Origin of the sequence: Pseudoduganella sp. LjRoot289 (assembly GCF_964252925.1) — a bacterium.
Lineage (GTDB): Bacteria > Pseudomonadota > Gammaproteobacteria > Burkholderiales > Burkholderiaceae_D > Rugamonas.
In genome coordinates, this window is record NZ_CAXUPN020000001.1 from 3086801 (window position 1) to 3101913 (window position 15113).

Below are 15113 nucleotides of genomic sequence, written 5' to 3' on the forward strand. Positions count from 1 at the left end.
GCGCCATGGACGAGAGCGAGAACGGCTGCACATGCGGCGACGCCGTGCGCGACCTGATCTTCCGCGAGGCGCGCAGCCAGAACCGCTGGCAGCCGCGCGCGGTATCCGACGGCCTGCTGCGCGAGGTCTACGAGCTGATGAAATGGGGACCGACCAGCATGAACACGGCGCCGCTGCGGCTGCTGTTCCTGCGCACGGCCGAAGCCAAGGAAAAGCTGGTGCCGGCGCTGGCGCCCGGCAATGTCGACAAAGTGAGGACGGCGCCGGTGGTGGCCGTGGTCGCCTACGATAGCGCCTTCCACGACAAGCTGCCCTTCCTGTTTCCGCACCGGCCCCAGGCGGGCGCCATGTTCCGCGAGGATGCGCGCCTGAGCGAGGCCACCGCCTTCCGCAACGGCACGCTGCAAGGCGCCTACCTGATGATCGCGGCACGGATGGCCGGGCTGGACTGCGGCCCCATGTCCGGCTTCAACGAGGACATGGTGAACGAGACCTTCTTCGCCGGCCGGACCTGGAAGGTCAACTTCCTTTGCGGGCTGGGATACGGCGACCCGGCAGGCCTCTTTCCACGCCATCCTAAACTGGCGTTCGAACAGGTCTGCGAGTTTGCCTGACGTCCCCTCGCGCCTAAGATCTAGCCTTACCATCCCCGGAAGCGCGGCCACACGGCGTTCACTGCAAGCCCACCTCCATCCACGACGTGGTAGCGGTCGTGCTGCGCGCAGGTCGCGCAGGCATGGTTCGGCAGGATACGCAAGAGCGTGCCCACAGGGAAATCGGGCGACTTCCGCGGATCGCCGGAGCGGTGCGCGATCACCCCGTGCTCCTGGTTGGCATCGACCATGACGATGTCTTCCAGGATCTCGCCATCCAGATTGCAGACCACGCCGTAACCCTGGTCCACCCGCTGCCGGCTGGTGCCCCGGTCGCGCGACATGGCCATCCAGCCGGCGTCCACGATGGTCCATCCCTTTTTCCGCTGGTGGCCGACGACGGAGGTCAGAACCGAGACCGCGATATCCTGCGGCTGCACGACGCCGAGTCCGCCCATCACGAGGTCGCCGAACACGAAGACGCCGGCCCGGACTTCCGTCACGCCGGCAAGATCATCGGCAAAGTACGCCGTCGGCGTCGACCCCACGCTGACTTCGGGGCAAGGAAAACCGTGTTGGCGCAGGCTTTGCGCGCAACTCACCGCCGCATCGCGTTCCTGTCTCGACATGGCGGCGATTTCCTCGGTCGATTTGCAGGAGTAAGAGTTGCCGGCATGGGTGATGACGCCTTTCAGCATCAGCTTCCCGGCTGCCAGGCGTTGTGCGATAGGAAGCAGCTCCCCGGACCCGGGCTGCACGCCGGAACGGTGTCCGTCGCAGTCGATTTCGATCATGACGTCCAAGGAAACGTCGCGCTCCGCCGCATAGGCGGCAAGCGCATGGGCCATCCCGACACTGTCCAGAACGACGGTCAGCGCCACACCGCGCGCGCGCAGATCGAACACGTGTTGAAATTTGTTGGGGGTAATGCCGACCGCGTAGACGATATCGGTAAAGCCGAAGCCGGCGAAGTATTCCGCTTCCTTCAGGGTGGAAACTGTAATGGGCCCGGTTTCCGCGCCTAGGGTATGCCGCGCCACGTCGATCGACTTGCTGGTCTTCACATGCGGACGGAATGCGACACCCAGCCGTGCCAACTGGCCGCGCATGCGGGTAATGTTGATGTTCATTTTCTGCCGGTCGAGAACCAGTACCGGCGTCTCCAGCGTGCGCAGATCGTTTGCCTGTGCTGCCTGTGGCGTGTGCATGTATTTCCTCCCCTTGGTTGGGAGAATTATGTTGCACCGGCATGCGGCTGTGGTTAAATCATGGGGAATACTAAATTAAGGCCTGCATTAATAATGCTCATGCTCGACGACCTCCGCTTCTTCCATGTTCTTGTCAAGGCAGGCAGCATGGTCGCTGCCGCGCGCGAGTTGAATGTGTCGCCCCCGGCGATCACGCAGCGGCTGCAGCAGATCGAATCGCGGTACGGCGTCCGCCTCCTCGACCGCTCCACGCGCCGCATGCAGCTGACGGACGAGGGGGAACTGCTGAATGAGAAAGGCGCCTTGATTTGCGCGGAGGCCGATGCCCTGCTCGATCTGCTCGCGGCCCGCAGCGGCAAGGTGACGGGGCACCTGCGCGTGAGCGCCCCGTTCGGCTTCGGCCGCCGCTACCTGGCGCCTCTGATCGCGGAATTCCACACCCGCCACCCTGCACTGAAGATATCGCTCTCGCTGGCCGACAGCCCGTCTTTGCACGAAGCCGGCGCGGCGGATGTGATGTTCCATATCGGGGAACTGCACGACTCGAGCATGGTGCGCTACACGATCGCGCCGAACAACAGACTGCTGTGCGCATCGCCGCAGTACTTGCAGAGACGCGGAACGCCGCTGGCCCCGGAGGACCTGGCTGGACACGAATGCATCACGCTGCGCGAAAACAACGAAGACGTCGGCCTCTGGAAATTCACGCGCGGCAAGGCCAGCCGCCACGTGCGCATCGACCCGGCGCTCGTGTCCAACGACGGCGAGGTCGTCTGTCTATGGGCGATGCGGGGACGGGGCATCATCGTCCGCTCGGAGTGGGATGTGGCCGATGCGCTCAGGTCGGGCCAGCTGGCCCACCTGCTGCCGGAGTGGAAGCTGGCGCCGGCAGACATCGTTGCGCTCGTGCCGCAGCGTAAGGGCACGTCGGCCAGGGTCAAGGCATTTATCACCTTCGTCAACGGGCATTTCTCACCCCGGCCACCGTGGAGAATATGAACACCGGCCGCCGATCGCGGCGCGGATTCACACAAGGACTGGCTGGCAGTTAATGTTAGGTGCCTCCCCGAAAAAAGCCGATATTATTGCGCTCATGCACTATCAATGTCCGGCCATCCGTAGTATTTTGAAACCATACAAACATCGGCAAGCATGCCGGCGATAACCAAGGAGACGAAATGAAACGGCTGATAACGAAATCCGCCTTGTGGCTGGGTGTGGCGCTGATGGCGGGCGGCGGTGGCATCGCCCGGGCCGCCACGACCGATGAGGCGGTCGCGCTGGTAAAGCAGGCGGTGCAGCTGGTGAAGCAGGACGGCAAGGAGAAGGCTTTCGCCGAATTCAACAATCCGGACGGGCGTTTCGTCAAAGGCGAACTCTACATTGTGGCCGTTTCGCTGGACGGCGTGGTGCTGGCGCATGGCGCCAACGCCAAGATGATCAGCAAGAACATCCTGGAGATCAAGGATACCGATGGCAAGCAATTCGTCAAGGAGCAGACCAGCCTGGCCAAGACCAAGGGCAGCGGCTGGGTCGACTTCCGCTGGCCCAACCCGGTGACCAAGGCGATCGAGCCAAAAACCGTCTACATTGAAAAAGTCGACGACATGCTCATCGCGGGCGGCGTCTACAAGAAATAGTCCGCCCTTCCTCTAATCAACAAGTTGGTATATCTCCGCAAGGTCGCACAAGTTCCAGTTCCCGCCGGTCAGCACCACGCAGACTTTCTCGTCCGGCCGGACTTTGACGGCGCCGGCCAGCAAAGCGCCTATGCCAATTGCGGCGGCAGGTTCCGCGATCAGCTTCGCGTCCCTGGCCAGCATGCACATGCCCGCAATGATATGTTCGTCTTCAACGAGAACAATCTCATCCACGTACTTTTCAATAATGGGATACGGGTTCTGTCCCGGAACGCTGATACGCAAGCCGTCCGCGACGGTGTTCTTCAAAGGCAGCGATGTGCGTTCCTTGTTGATCCTGCTGTGGAAGTACTTGGGCGTCAAGGCAGGCTCGGCGCCGATGACACGCACCGATGGCTTCGTCTCCTTGATGGCGGTGGCGATGCCTGAAATAAGGCCTCCTCCGCCCATGGGAATAATCACCGTGTCCACATCGCCCAGATCCTCCAGAATTTCGCAACCTATGGTTCCCTGCCCCGCCATCACCAGCGGATCTTCGAAAGCGTGCACGACCGCATAGCCGTTTTCCGCAGCGATCTCACGCACCCGCTTCCATCTGGCGGCGGTATCGCCATCAAACAGAATGACTTCCGCCCCCAAGGCTCTGGTGTTCGCAATTTTAATTGCCGGCGTGGTGACCGGGAGGACCAGCATCGCTTTTACACCCAGCATTCTTGCGGCGTAAGCCAGCCCTTGGGCATGGTTGCCGGAAGACGTGGCTATCAAACCGTTGGCGATCTCTTCTTTCGAGAGCGAAAGCGACTTGTTCAGCGCGCCGCGAATTTTGAATGCCCCGGTTATTTGCAGGGTTTCAGGCTTGAGATACAGCTGGCAGCCGAGGGCCTTTTCCATCTTTTCGCCGCGCAGCAACGGCGTGTGTTTGATGTGGGGTTTCAGACGTTCCCGGGCTTCCAGGATGTCTTCGATGGTAGGATAGTTACGCATGGTCAACCCTTCAAAAACTCAAAAATACTTCCAATATCGTGTTCTATCGCATTCCGATAGATCCTGTTCGACGTAGTGTTGTCCTGTATGGCCATGCCGGTAGAATCGAAAATGGTGATCTCCTCATCGTTCTCCCTTCCTGCCTTTTTACCCAGCAATATCTCGCCGATTTCCGCGTGGATATCGCTTTTGGCGATGATATTTTTCACCAAAGGATGCCAGGTCTCGCCTTTTTCGATGCACTGTTCTATCGAGTCGTTGACTATTTTTGCGTTCCTGAATAGCTCCGGATCCAGCTCCTGCTTCCCCTGCGTGTCCGTACCGATCGCCACGATATGGGTGCCCGGCTTTACCCAGGCCGCCTCCACCAGCGGCCCTTTCCCGCGGGTCGTCGTGATCAGGATATCAGCCTGCTCCACAGCGTCTTTTTTCGAATTCGCCATGATGACGGGGATACCGAACTCGCTTTCGATATCCGCCTTAAATTTGGCGAGCGTCTCCCTGGTGCTGTCCCATGCATGGATCTCTTCGATCTTCATGACCTCGCTGATGGCCCGGATTTGCATCCTGGCCTGATTCCCGGTGCCGATGGAAGTAATCTTTTTCGCGTCTTTCCGTGCCAGCACCTTTACCGAAACGGCGCCAGCCGCCCCGGTCCGCAGGCCCGTGATCAAGCTTCCGTCCATGACGCAAATCAACGCGCAGGTCCTGGCATCAAACAGGAGTATGGTTCCCATGCCGCTGGGAACGCCGTATGTAGTTGGATTATTGATGAAGCCGCCGGAAGACGCCTTCATCGAAATCACTTCATTGGCTTTGTAGTAGCCAAGCTTGAAGTCGATGTCTCCACGGGGAGAAGGAAGGTCTATCCCTATGTAATCGGGTTGTATCACCTGATTACTGTTAAAGGCTTTGTACGCTTCCTCCACCGTACCGATGACTTCCCTCATGCAGATCAAACTGCCTACTTGCTCTTTGTTGAGTAGCAGAGTTTTCATTTTTATCACCTCTCACTGTGATTGTTATTGAAATGGTTAATAGCCACTTGCCCTGTCGACCAAGCCGGTCATCGGCAATCCCTCGCGGTGCCGGCGGATGTTGTCGACTACGGCGTCGACGGCGGTTTCCGGCTGCGTCATGCTGGCGATATGCGGCGTCAACACCACCTTGGGGTGGGTCCAGAACGGATGGCCGGGCGGCAGCGGCTCCGGTTCGCACACATCCAATACGGCGCCACCCAGTTGCCCTTGGTCAAGCGCCTGCAGCAGGTCTTCCTGCATCAAGTGTCCGCCGCGCCCCACGTTGATCACCGTGGCGCCTTGCGGCAGCTGGTCGAACAGTGGCTTGGACAGAATGCCGCGCGTACTGTCCGTCAAAGGCAGCAGGCAGATGAGGATGTCGGTGCGCGCCAGGAATTGCCCCAAGCCGTCCGCTCCGGCGTGGCATTCGACACCGTCGATCTGTCGCGGCGAGCGGCTCCAGCCCGCGCAGGGAAAACCGAAACGGCGCACGCTGTCGAGCACCGCGCGCCCCAGCACGCCCAGGCCCAGCACGCCGACACGGCGCGAGGAAGCGGGATGCACGCGATGCACCTTCCAGTCGCCCTCACGCTGCTGGCCGGAATAAGTGCGCCAGTCGCGGTGGGCAGACAGCACGCCCAGCGTCGCATACTCGACCATGCCATTGATGATGCCGGACTCGACCATGCGAACCACCGGCAGCGAGCCGGGGATGACGGAGAAATCGAATTGATCGGTCCCCGCCCCGGTCGAGAACAGCACTTCCAGGTTCGGAAACCGGGCCGCCAGGTCTTCCGGCGGCTGCCAGGCGGCCAGGTAGCGCACCTCGCGCGGATCCCCGATATCCGGCCAGATGCGGAACGGCAGATCCGGCATTTTGCGGGCGAGCAGCTCCGCCCAGACTGCGCCCCTGACGGGATCGGCTCTATAGAGGAAAGTCATCGACGGCTCCATAAGTGCAAAAAAAAAGCTTGCGGACATCCCTGCCCGCAAGCCAAACGCTTGGAGGAAGCGAAAAACAAAGCAAAGGGCTTAGGCTGCCGCGTGCACTGCCGGCTCGGTGAAACGCCCAATGGAATACTGCGAGATCGGCGTGGACGTGGCGCCGGTATGGATCAGTTCCGCCATCACCTCGCCGACCCCTGGTCCCAGCTGGAAACCGTGTCCGGAGAAGCCGAACGCGTAGTACAAGCCGGGTACCCGCACGCTCGGCCCCATGACCGGCCGTTCATCCTGCATATAGCCCTCGATCCCGCCCCAGACGCGAATGATGTGCAGGCGGTTCAACGCCGGCACCACCCTCTGCAGATGCTTGAACTGCAACAGCGTGTTTTCAGGGAGCACCTGGACGCGCCGCGCATCGATATCGGCCGGGCCGTGGGCGCAGCCGCCGATGACGATGTTGCCGCGTTTAACCTGGCGGAAGTAGATGATCTCTTCCTTGATGGCCGAGGGCACGCCGATCGCCGGCCCGATCGCGTAGGGCACCGGCTCGGTGACGCACATCTGCGGCGATTTAGCCAGCATCGGCACCGGCTCGCCGAACGCGGCGCTGAGGCGGTCGCCCCACGCCCCGGCGCTGATCTGCACGGCCGGTGCGCGGAATATCCTGCCGTCGGCTGCTGTCACGCGGAAGTCCACGCCCTCCTTCTCGATGTTGACGATCTCGGTGTTTTCGAACACCTGCGCGCCCTCGCGCACGGCGGCCCGCCCGAACGCGGGCGCCGCCAGGCGCGGATTGGCATGGCCGTCGTCATGCAGATAGGAGGCCATCTTGATGTTGGGGCCGAGGTAGGGGAAGCGCTCGCGCAAGCCGCGGCCACTGATGAGTTCCAGCTCCATGCCGTGGGGCTTGGCGTCGCGTACATAAGTCTCCATCCGCTCCACGTGCGAATCGGTGTAGGCGGCCCGCATATTCCCGCTGACCAGGAATTCGACATCCTCGCCGATCAATTCCTTGAGCTTGCCCCAGATTTCGTGCGATCGCTGCGCCAGCGGCAGCTGCTCGAAATGCCGCCCCTGCCGGCGCACATTGCCGAAGTTGACGCCGCTGGCCTGCTGGCCGATCAGGCCTCGCTCCAGCAGGATCACGGAGACCCCGCGCTTGCGCAAAAAGAAGGCCGTGGCGGCGCCCATGAAGCCGCCGCCGACAATGATGACATCGGCTGCATAAGTGTTCATTGCTGCTCCTCCCGCATATTTCGTGGCATCCATTACACCATGCATCGCCTGCAAAGCCGCCTCGTTTTCACGCCGCTGGAACGCAGGAATATGTTTGTTGATGGCCTTGCGCAGCACAATCTGCCACGCTCTCAAACATCAGGAAACCGACGGTATGGGCAAAGGCAATGCGCTTGGTCATCCCAAGTTCTCCTGTATGGATTACGCCGGGCGGTAGATCACGTACAGCTTGGCCACGTGCTCGCGGCTATCCCACGTGCAAGAGGCGTTCTGCTCGATGAGGAAAATGTCACCCTTCGAGAACGTGCCGCTGCGCCCCGCCTCGTCGACGAAGGTGACGCTGCCTTCCAGCAGGAACATCAGTTCCATGTGGCGGAAGAACATCGCGCGGCGGGCATAGGGGGTCGAGTCCCACGTGCCGCAGGTGAACTCGCCGTCGGCCGAACGGTAGTCGGAGTAATTGCGGCATACCGGCGCCGGCGTGAGCAGCAGCTCGGCCAGCGGCCCGCCCGCCGACGGCCCCATCTCCGGGTTCTCCTTGATCGGCACGATGGCGCCGCCCTCCGCCAGGCTCTTGTTGTAGCGGGTGAAGATCAGCGACACCGGGCCCGATGCGGACCAGGTGAACGCGGCGCCATGTTTGAGCACGGCGCTCTGGTTCGGCCCCAGCGTCACGGTGGAGTTCCGCTGCGCCAGGGTCAGGCTGCCTTCGTTGACGATGATGAATTCATCCGCCGGAAGGGAGTGCACGGAGCCGCTGCCGGCTTCGAGCGTTATGACGCCCGCGGTCACCGGGCTGGGTGCCCAATCCAGGACGCGGCGGCTGGAAAGGAAGCCGTCCTCGCCCGCTGCGGTTTTCACGGCAATGCCCAGGCTCTTGTCCCGTGCGAACTGCCGCAGATCGATGAAGGTGCTCGGCGTGGTCTGTACCGCTGCTGCTTGCTGCAAATTCGACATGGTTTGTTCTCGATTCGATGATGATTAAAGGCTAAGCCGCTTGCTGTGCAAGTTTGGCAAAACGCGCGATGTGGTACTGCCCGATCGGGGTGGTCGTGGCGCCGGTCTGGATCAGTTCCGCCATCACCTCGCCCACGCCCGGCCCCAGCTGGAAGCCTTCGCCCGAGAAGCCGAATGCGTAGTACAGGCCGGGGACGCGCGCGCTCGGCCCCATGACCGGCCGGCTGTCTTCCATATAGCCCTCGATCCCGCTCCAGACGCGGATGATGTTCAGGCGGCTGAACGCCGGCACCACGCGCGGCGCCTGCGCCAGCTTCATCAGCGTCCGGCTCGGGTTCACGTGGGTGCGCCGGTTCTCCAGGTCCACCGGCTCATGGCCGCCGCCGCCGATGACGATATTGCCGCGCGCAACCTGGCGGAAGAAGACGAGCTGGTCGGGCACGTCCGTCACCGCGCCGATGGTCGGCCCGATGGCGTAGGGAACCGGTTCGGTGACGGCCATCTGAGGCCCTTTGGCGATCATCGGCACCGGCTCGCCGAAGCTGGCGCTGATGCGGTTCCCCCATGCACCGGCCGTGATGAGCGCGACGGGCGCGCGGAAGGTCCTGCCATCGGCGGCGCTCACGCGAAAGTCCTCGCCCTCCTTTTCGACGCTTACGATCTCGGTGTTTTCGAACACCTGCGCCCCTGCGCGCGCCGCGGCACGGCCGATGGCCGGCGCCGCCAGGCGGGGATTCGCATGGCCGTCGTAGGGGGCGTAGCAACCCGAAGTGACTTCCGGCGCCAGGAAGGGAAAGCGTTCGCGCAGCGCTTTGGCGCCCATCATCTGCATACCCAGGCCGTAAGACTGGGCGTCCTGCGCATACTGTGCCATCCGTTCTTCGTGCGCCGGCCTGAAGCCGACGCGCAGATGGCCGTTCAGCAAGAGCTCGACATCCTCGCCGAACAATTCCTTGAACTTCAGCCAGATCGCGCGCGAGCGGTTGGACAGCGGCAGTTGCTCGATGGGGCGGCCCATCCGGCGCACATTGCCGAAGTTGACGCCGCTGGCCTGCTGGCCGATCAATCCCCGCTCGATCAGGATCACGGACATCCCGCGCTGGCGCAGGAAGAAGGCCGTGGCGGCGCCCATGATGCCGCCGCCGACGATGACGACATCTGCTTTATGCGCGCTCATTCGTTCTCCTCCCGTACCGCGATCGCGAGCGGCTTGACCGGCGCCGCGCCGCGCAGCCGCCCTACCTGTTCCAGCGGCACGCCGGCGGCGTGGGCAATGACCTCCGCGCCCGCGTGTCCACAATAGCGCCCCTGGCAGCGCCCCATCCCGACCCGGCTGAAGGCCTTGGCGCGGTTCGCTTCCTGCGCACCCATGTCGCATACGGTGCGGCGCAGCTCGCCGGCGGTAATGGTTTCGCAGCGGCAGACGATGGCATCGTCCGGCAATTGCGCCGCCTGCTGAGCCGGCCACGGAAAGGCCTGCACCAGCCCCCGGCGGAAGCGGTCCATGCTTGCCTGCTCGGCCCGCAGCCGCTGCAATTGCCCGTCCGGCACGTCGAGACCGAAGTCCTTCAGCACGGCCAGCGCGGCGAGACGGCCGCCGATCTCGGCCCCGTCGGCGCCCAGCACGCGCACGCCGTCGCCGGCCAGGTACACGCCCGGCACCGAAGTGCGTCCATCCTCCCCGAGTTCGGGCAGCCACTGGCGCGTTTCCTGGTCGAAGCGGAACGCGCAGCGGGCCAGGTCGGCGAGCTGGGTTTCGGGACGCAGGTGGTAACCCATGGCGACGGCGTCGCAGTCGAAGCTGTGCACCTTGCCGCGGCCGTCGCGCACCATCACACCTTGCACGCCGTTCTCAGCGGAACCGGTAATCTCGAGCGGCGTGACCCCGGTCAGCACCGGCACGCCGGCGCGCTTGAGGCCGGCCACCAGGCCCAGGCCATCGAACAGCACCGCCGGCCGCGCCAGCAGTTTCGGCAGCGCGGCGACCCGGCGCATCAGGGGCGAGGTGTCAAGCACGGCGGCGACGTTCGCGCCGGCCTTCACGTACTGCGAGGCGACCAGGTAGAGCAGCGGCCCGGTGCCGAGGAACACGACCTGGCGGCCGATCGCGCAGGCCTGCGCCTTCAATGCGATCTGCGACGCGCCCAGGCTGTAGGTGCCGGCGTAGTGCCAACCCTTGACTGGCATCAGGCGGTCGGTCGCGCCGGAGCAGATCACCAGCGCGTCGTAGGGCAAGGCCGAGGCGCGCTCGTTCTTGACGACGTGCAGCTTCTTGTCGGCGATGTTCCAGGCCAGGGTGTCCGGCCAGTAATCGATCTTGTCGCGCAGCGCGTCGAAGCTTTCGTGCAGCGCCTGCGCGGAGCCGGCCACGGTGCCGTACAGCTTGGCGTAGGGCCGCGTGAAGCCTTCCGGCTGGCGGCGGTAGATCTGGCCGCCGTCGCGGCGGTTTTCATCGACCACCGTCGGGCGCAGGCCGGCCGCGGCCAGCGTCTGCGCGCAGCGCACGCCGGACGGACCGGCGCCGATGATGATTATGCGAGGTTGGCCCATGTCGCCTCCGGTTGTGTTGTCACGATATGCATTCCTTCCGCTACGACAGTGGTGCAGGCGCGCAAGCGCTTGCCGTCCACGGTCCAGACCCAGCAATCCTGGCAGGCGCCCATCAGGCAAAAGCCCGCGCGCTTGCCGTCGCCGAACTCCGATTCGCGCAGGTGGCGCACGTTGTTGAGCACGGCGACCATCAGGGTGTCGCCGGCAAGGGCTTGCACCGGGTGCCCGTCGATGAGCAGACGCACAGGGGGACGGGCCGTTTCGGCCAGGCGGACAAAGCGCGGAGTCATGCGACCTCCCCTTCGACCAGCGTCAGCGGGTTCTGCAAACGCCGCAATTCCGCTTCCGGACGGTGGCACAGGATGCTGCCGCCGTTATCCAGTGTCCGCCGGGGCGGCGGCATGCTGTTGCACACCCCGTCCACGCGCAGCGAGCAGCGGTCGAGGAAGGAGCAGATGCCGCGCATCTCGCCGGACGATGTCAACACCGGCAAGGCGGCCGGATTGCGTTCCCCCACCTCTTCCAGCCAGCCGCGCCGCAAGGCCGGCACCGACGAGATCAGCAAGTGCGAATACGGATGGAAAGGCGGTGTCGCCAATGCCTCGCGCTTGCGCGCCTCCACCTTGTGGCCTGCATACATCACCACGATGTCGTCGCAGATGGCGCGCACCGTGTTGATGTCGTGGCTGATGAACATATAGGATACGTTCAGTTCCTTGCGCAGGTCGGCCATCAGTTCCAGGATGGCCGCGCCGACCACCGTGTCGAGCGCCGAGGTGACCTCGTCGCACAGGATCAGGTCGGGCTGGGCCGCCAGCGCGCGCGCCAGGTTGATGCGCTGCTTCTGGCCGCCGGACAGCTCGCCCGGCAGCCGGTCCGCCACCGTGGCCGGCAGGCGGACCAGGTCGAGCAGCTGCATGACCCGCTTGCGGCGCGCCTCGCCCTTCATGCCATGGTAGAACTCGAGCGGACGCGCGAGGATGCGTTCGATGGTGTGCAGGGGGTTGAGCGCCGTATCGGCGTTCTGGAACACGAACTGGATGCGGCGGAACTGCTCGCGCGTGCGGCCTTCGAGCGTGGGCGCCAGGCGCTTGCCGTCCAGCAGGATCTCGCCTTCCGTGGGCGCGACCATGCCGGCGATGACGCGCGCCAGCGTGGTCTTGCCGGAGCCGGATTCGCCGATCACGCCCACGGTGGCGCCGCGCGGGATCACCAGGTTGATGTCGTCCAGCACGCACTTGACCGGCGCCCCGCGCTTGGCCGTCGCGTAGGCGGCGTACAGGCCGCGCACTTCCAGCAGCGGATGCTGTTGCGACGGCTGCAGCTCGCCGCCGGCGGCAACGAGCGGCTTGGGCGCGATGGCAGCCAGCATGCTCTTCGTGTAGGGATGGGCGGGCGCGGTCAGGATCTGCGTGGTCGTGCCGATTTCGCGGATCTCGCCGTCGCGCAGCACCACGATGCGGTCGGCCATTTGCGCCACCACCGCCAGGTCGTGCGTGACATAGACCGCGGTCGTGCCGCGTTCCTTCACCACCTTCTTGAAGGCGCGCAGCACTTCGATCTGCGTGGTCACGTCCAGTGCCGTGGTCGGCTCGTCCATGATCACCAGTTCCGGATCGGTGATCAGGGCCATGGCCGCCATCAGGCGCTGCAACTGGCCGCCCGACACCTGGTGCGGGTAGCGCATGCCGATCTTCTCCGGCTCCGGCAGCGCCAGCGCGCGGAACAGCTCGACCGCCTTGGCCTCGGCCGCCGCGCGCGGCATCACCTTGTGGATCAGCGCACTCTCGACCACCTGGTCCATCAGCCGCTTGGACGGGTTGAAGGAGGCGGCGGCGCTTTGCGCAATGTAGGCGACCGTGCGGCCGCGCAGATTGGCCAGCTGGCCCTCGTTCATGGCCAGCACCTGGTGGCCGGCGACGCTCACCGTGCCGCCGACCAGGCGGCAGCCGGCGCGGGCATAGCCCATCAGCGCCAGCGCGATGGTGGTTTTGCCGGAACCGGACTCGCCGATCAGCGCGAGCACCTCGCCTTTTTTGATCGAAAACTCGGCGCCGTGGACGATGGGCACTTCCTCGTCCATCTCGTTGCGGGCGGTGACCCGCAGGCCGGATACTTTCACGATGTCGTTCATATTAAGCCTCGCTTCCACGGCGCTTGCGGCCGCTCAGACTGTCGATGGCCATGTTGACGCCGACCGTCAGGGTCGCGATGGCGATGGCCGGCATGATGAGCGCGGGTGCGCCTTCGGAGAGGCCGATGATGTTTTCCCGCACCAGCGATCCCCAGTCCGCATGCGGCGGCTGTATGCCCAGCCCGAGGAAACTCAGGCCGCTCAGCAGCAGCACGATGAACAGGAAGCGCAGGCCGAAGTCGGCGAGCACGGGACGGAACATATTCGGCAGCATCTCGAAGAGGGTGATGTAGGCCAGCCCCTCGCCGCGCGCCCTGGCCGCCTGCACATAGTCCATGGCCTGCACATTCACGGCCAGGGAGCGCGCGATGCGGTAGGCGCCGGGCATATAGCCCACGCCCGCTATCACGATCAGCAAAGGAACCGAGGTGCCGAAGCCGGCCACAATGATCAGCGCCAGCAGCTTGTGCGGGATGCTCATCATGGTGTCGACGACGCGGCTGACGATGGCGTCGAACCAGCCTCCCCTCGCGGCAGCGCACAGGGCCAGCGCGGTGCCGCTGGCGCTGGCTACCAGCACCGCGGCCAGCGCCACGCCTATGGTGTACGGCGCGCCGTGCAGGATGCGGCTGAGCATGTCGCGCCCGAGGTAGTCGGTGCCGAGCGGATGCTGCAAGCTCATCGCGGCGAACACATCGTCGCCGGTCTCGCCGCCCACATCGTAGGGCGCGATATAAGGCCCGATCACGGCCATCAGCAGCCAGAACGCGACCACCGTGATGCCGACCACGGCCGCGAGCGGCAGGCGGCGGCGCGGCTTGCGCCTGGCGGCGGGAGTCATAACGGGGGGATTCACGGGTGGGTTCACGGGTGGATTCATTTTCGCAGCCTCGGATTGGAAAGAATGGCGCACACGTCGGCCAGGGTCAGCAGCACGAGATAGCCGGCACAGAACAGCATGGCGCAGGCCTGCACCACCGGCATGTCGCGCATCGTGACGGAGTCGACCATCAGGCTGGCGATCCCCGGGTAATTGAAGATCGACTCGACGATGATGACGCCGCCGATCAGGTAGGCCAGCGACAGCGCCACCGCGTTGACGATGGGGCCGACCGCGTTCGGCAGCGCATGGGTCAGCGCCATGCGGATCGGCCGCACGCCCTTCAGGCGCGCCATCTCGACGTAGGACGAGGTGAGCTGGTCGATCACCGCGGCGCGGGTCATGCGCGCCATCTGGGCCACGATCACGCAGCACAGCGTCATGACCGGCATCGCGTACACGCGCAGGAACTGGGCAAACGTCGCGATGTCCTCGGTGCGCGACAGCGCCGACAGCCAGCGCAGCTTGACCGCGAAGACCAGCACGGCCACGGTGGCGATCAGGAATTCCGGTACCGACACCGTCCATACGGTCACCATGCTGACCGTGCGGTCGAACAGCGAGCCGCGGTACATCGCCGACAGGATGCCGATGGTCAGCGCCAGCGGCACCGACACGGCCGCCGTCACGGCCGCCAGCATCAGCGAGGCCGGCAGGCGTCCGCCGATCAGCTCCGCCACCGGCAGGCCGTTGGCCAGGGCATAGCCGGGATTGCCGGTCAGCAGCCCGCCCAGCCAATGGAAATAGCGCACGTGGGCAGGCTGGTCCAGCCCGAACTTTGCCCGCATGGCGGCCACCAGTTCCGGCGTGGCCTCCTGTCCGAGCGCCTGCTGCGCCGCATCCCCGGGCAGCAGGGTGGTGATCGTGAAGATCACGGCCGACACGGCCAGCAGCGTCAGCACGCTGACACCGAGCCGGTTCACGACAAGTCGTAGAGTGGTTCCGTTCATGATTCATCCTTCATCAT

The 15113-nt window shown here is 64.4% G+C and carries 15 protein-coding genes; 3 read left to right on the top strand and 12 right to left on the bottom strand.

What is annotated here, in order from left to right; all coding sequences use genetic code 11:
• The first annotated feature begins 5 nt into the window (after positions 1 to 5).
• On the top strand, positions 6 to 614 hold the full coding sequence (locus tag ACSQ8Y_RS12975; RefSeq protein ID WP_436269813.1) for a malonic semialdehyde reductase: 609 nt from the start codon (positions 6 to 8) through the stop codon (positions 612 to 614).
• Between the two features lie 26 nt (positions 615 to 640).
• Here the strand turns inward: ACSQ8Y_RS12975 and ACSQ8Y_RS12980 are convergent, their stop codons facing one another.
• Complete coding sequence (locus ACSQ8Y_RS12980) at positions 641 to 1801, bottom strand: alanine racemase (protein ID WP_436266888.1); 1161 nt, start codon at positions 1799 to 1801, stop codon at positions 641 to 643.
• Between the two features lie 99 nt (positions 1802 to 1900).
• Here ACSQ8Y_RS12980 and ACSQ8Y_RS12985 point away from each other — a divergent pair, with 99 nt between their 5' ends.
• Both ACSQ8Y_RS12985 and ACSQ8Y_RS12990 read left to right on the top strand, forming a co-directional pair.
• The gene (locus tag ACSQ8Y_RS12985) at positions 1901 to 2800 is read left to right on the top strand and encodes a LysR family transcriptional regulator (RefSeq protein WP_436266889.1); all 900 of its coding nucleotides are present in this window, start codon (positions 1901 to 1903) and stop codon (positions 2798 to 2800) included.
• 179 nt (positions 2801 to 2979) lie between these two features.
• A complete protein-coding gene (locus ACSQ8Y_RS12990; RefSeq protein WP_436266890.1) occupies positions 2980 to 3441 on the top strand; it encodes a cache domain-containing protein in 462 nt (153 codons plus the stop codon).
• A gap of 12 nt (positions 3442 to 3453) precedes the next feature.
• Here the strand turns inward: ACSQ8Y_RS12990 and ACSQ8Y_RS12995 are convergent, their stop codons facing one another.
• The 11 genes from ACSQ8Y_RS12995 to ACSQ8Y_RS13045 form a co-directional block, all read right to left on the bottom strand.
• Positions 3454 to 4425 (bottom strand): threonine ammonia-lyase, encoded by a 972-nt coding sequence (locus ACSQ8Y_RS12995; RefSeq protein ID WP_436266891.1) that lies wholly within the window; start codon positions 4423 to 4425, stop codon positions 3454 to 3456.
• 2 nt (positions 4426 to 4427) lie between these two features.
• On the bottom strand, positions 4428 to 5423 hold the full coding sequence (locus ACSQ8Y_RS13000) for an ornithine cyclodeaminase family protein (protein ID WP_436266892.1): 996 nt from the start codon (positions 5421 to 5423) through the stop codon (positions 4428 to 4430).
• A gap of 36 nt (positions 5424 to 5459) precedes the next feature.
• Positions 5460 to 6386 (bottom strand): 2-hydroxyacid dehydrogenase, encoded by a 927-nt coding sequence (locus tag ACSQ8Y_RS13005; protein ID WP_436266893.1) that lies wholly within the window; start codon positions 6384 to 6386, stop codon positions 5460 to 5462.
• Between the two features lie 90 nt (positions 6387 to 6476).
• The gene (locus tag ACSQ8Y_RS13010; protein ID WP_436266894.1) at positions 6477 to 7625 is read right to left on the bottom strand and encodes an NAD(P)/FAD-dependent oxidoreductase; all 1149 of its coding nucleotides are present in this window, start codon (positions 7623 to 7625) and stop codon (positions 6477 to 6479) included.
• A gap of 201 nt (positions 7626 to 7826) precedes the next feature.
• Complete coding sequence (locus ACSQ8Y_RS13015) at positions 7827 to 8582, bottom strand: cupin domain-containing protein (protein ID WP_436266895.1); 756 nt, start codon at positions 8580 to 8582, stop codon at positions 7827 to 7829.
• 31 nt (positions 8583 to 8613) lie between these two features.
• Positions 8614 to 9759 carry an NAD(P)/FAD-dependent oxidoreductase gene (locus ACSQ8Y_RS13020; RefSeq protein ID WP_436266896.1) on the bottom strand — a complete coding sequence of 382 codons (1146 nt, stop codon included), beginning with the start codon at positions 9757 to 9759 and terminating at the stop codon, positions 8614 to 8616.
• Positions 9756 to 11132 carry an FAD-dependent oxidoreductase gene (locus ACSQ8Y_RS13025; protein WP_436266897.1) on the bottom strand — a complete coding sequence of 459 codons (1377 nt, stop codon included), beginning with the start codon at positions 11130 to 11132 and terminating at the stop codon, positions 9756 to 9758. The genes ACSQ8Y_RS13020 and ACSQ8Y_RS13025 overlap by 4 nt, the downstream gene beginning before the upstream one ends.
• On the bottom strand, positions 11114 to 11422 hold the full coding sequence (locus ACSQ8Y_RS13030; RefSeq protein WP_436266898.1) for a (2Fe-2S)-binding protein: 309 nt from the start codon (positions 11420 to 11422) through the stop codon (positions 11114 to 11116). Before ACSQ8Y_RS13030 ends, ACSQ8Y_RS13025 begins: the two co-directional genes overlap by 19 nt.
• Positions 11419 to 13266 carry an ABC transporter ATP-binding protein gene (locus tag ACSQ8Y_RS13035; RefSeq protein WP_436266899.1) on the bottom strand — a complete coding sequence of 616 codons (1848 nt, stop codon included), beginning with the start codon at positions 13264 to 13266 and terminating at the stop codon, positions 11419 to 11421. Before ACSQ8Y_RS13035 ends, ACSQ8Y_RS13030 begins: the two co-directional genes overlap by 4 nt.
• A 1-nt stretch (position 13267) precedes the next feature.
• Positions 13268 to 14146 carry an ABC transporter permease gene (locus ACSQ8Y_RS13040; protein ID WP_436266900.1) on the bottom strand — a complete coding sequence of 293 codons (879 nt, stop codon included), beginning with the start codon at positions 14144 to 14146 and terminating at the stop codon, positions 13268 to 13270.
• Complete coding sequence (locus ACSQ8Y_RS13045; protein ID WP_436266901.1) at positions 14143 to 15096, bottom strand: ABC transporter permease; 954 nt, start codon at positions 15094 to 15096, stop codon at positions 14143 to 14145. The genes ACSQ8Y_RS13040 and ACSQ8Y_RS13045 overlap by 4 nt, the downstream gene beginning before the upstream one ends.
• Positions 15097 to 15113 lie beyond the last annotated feature (17 nt).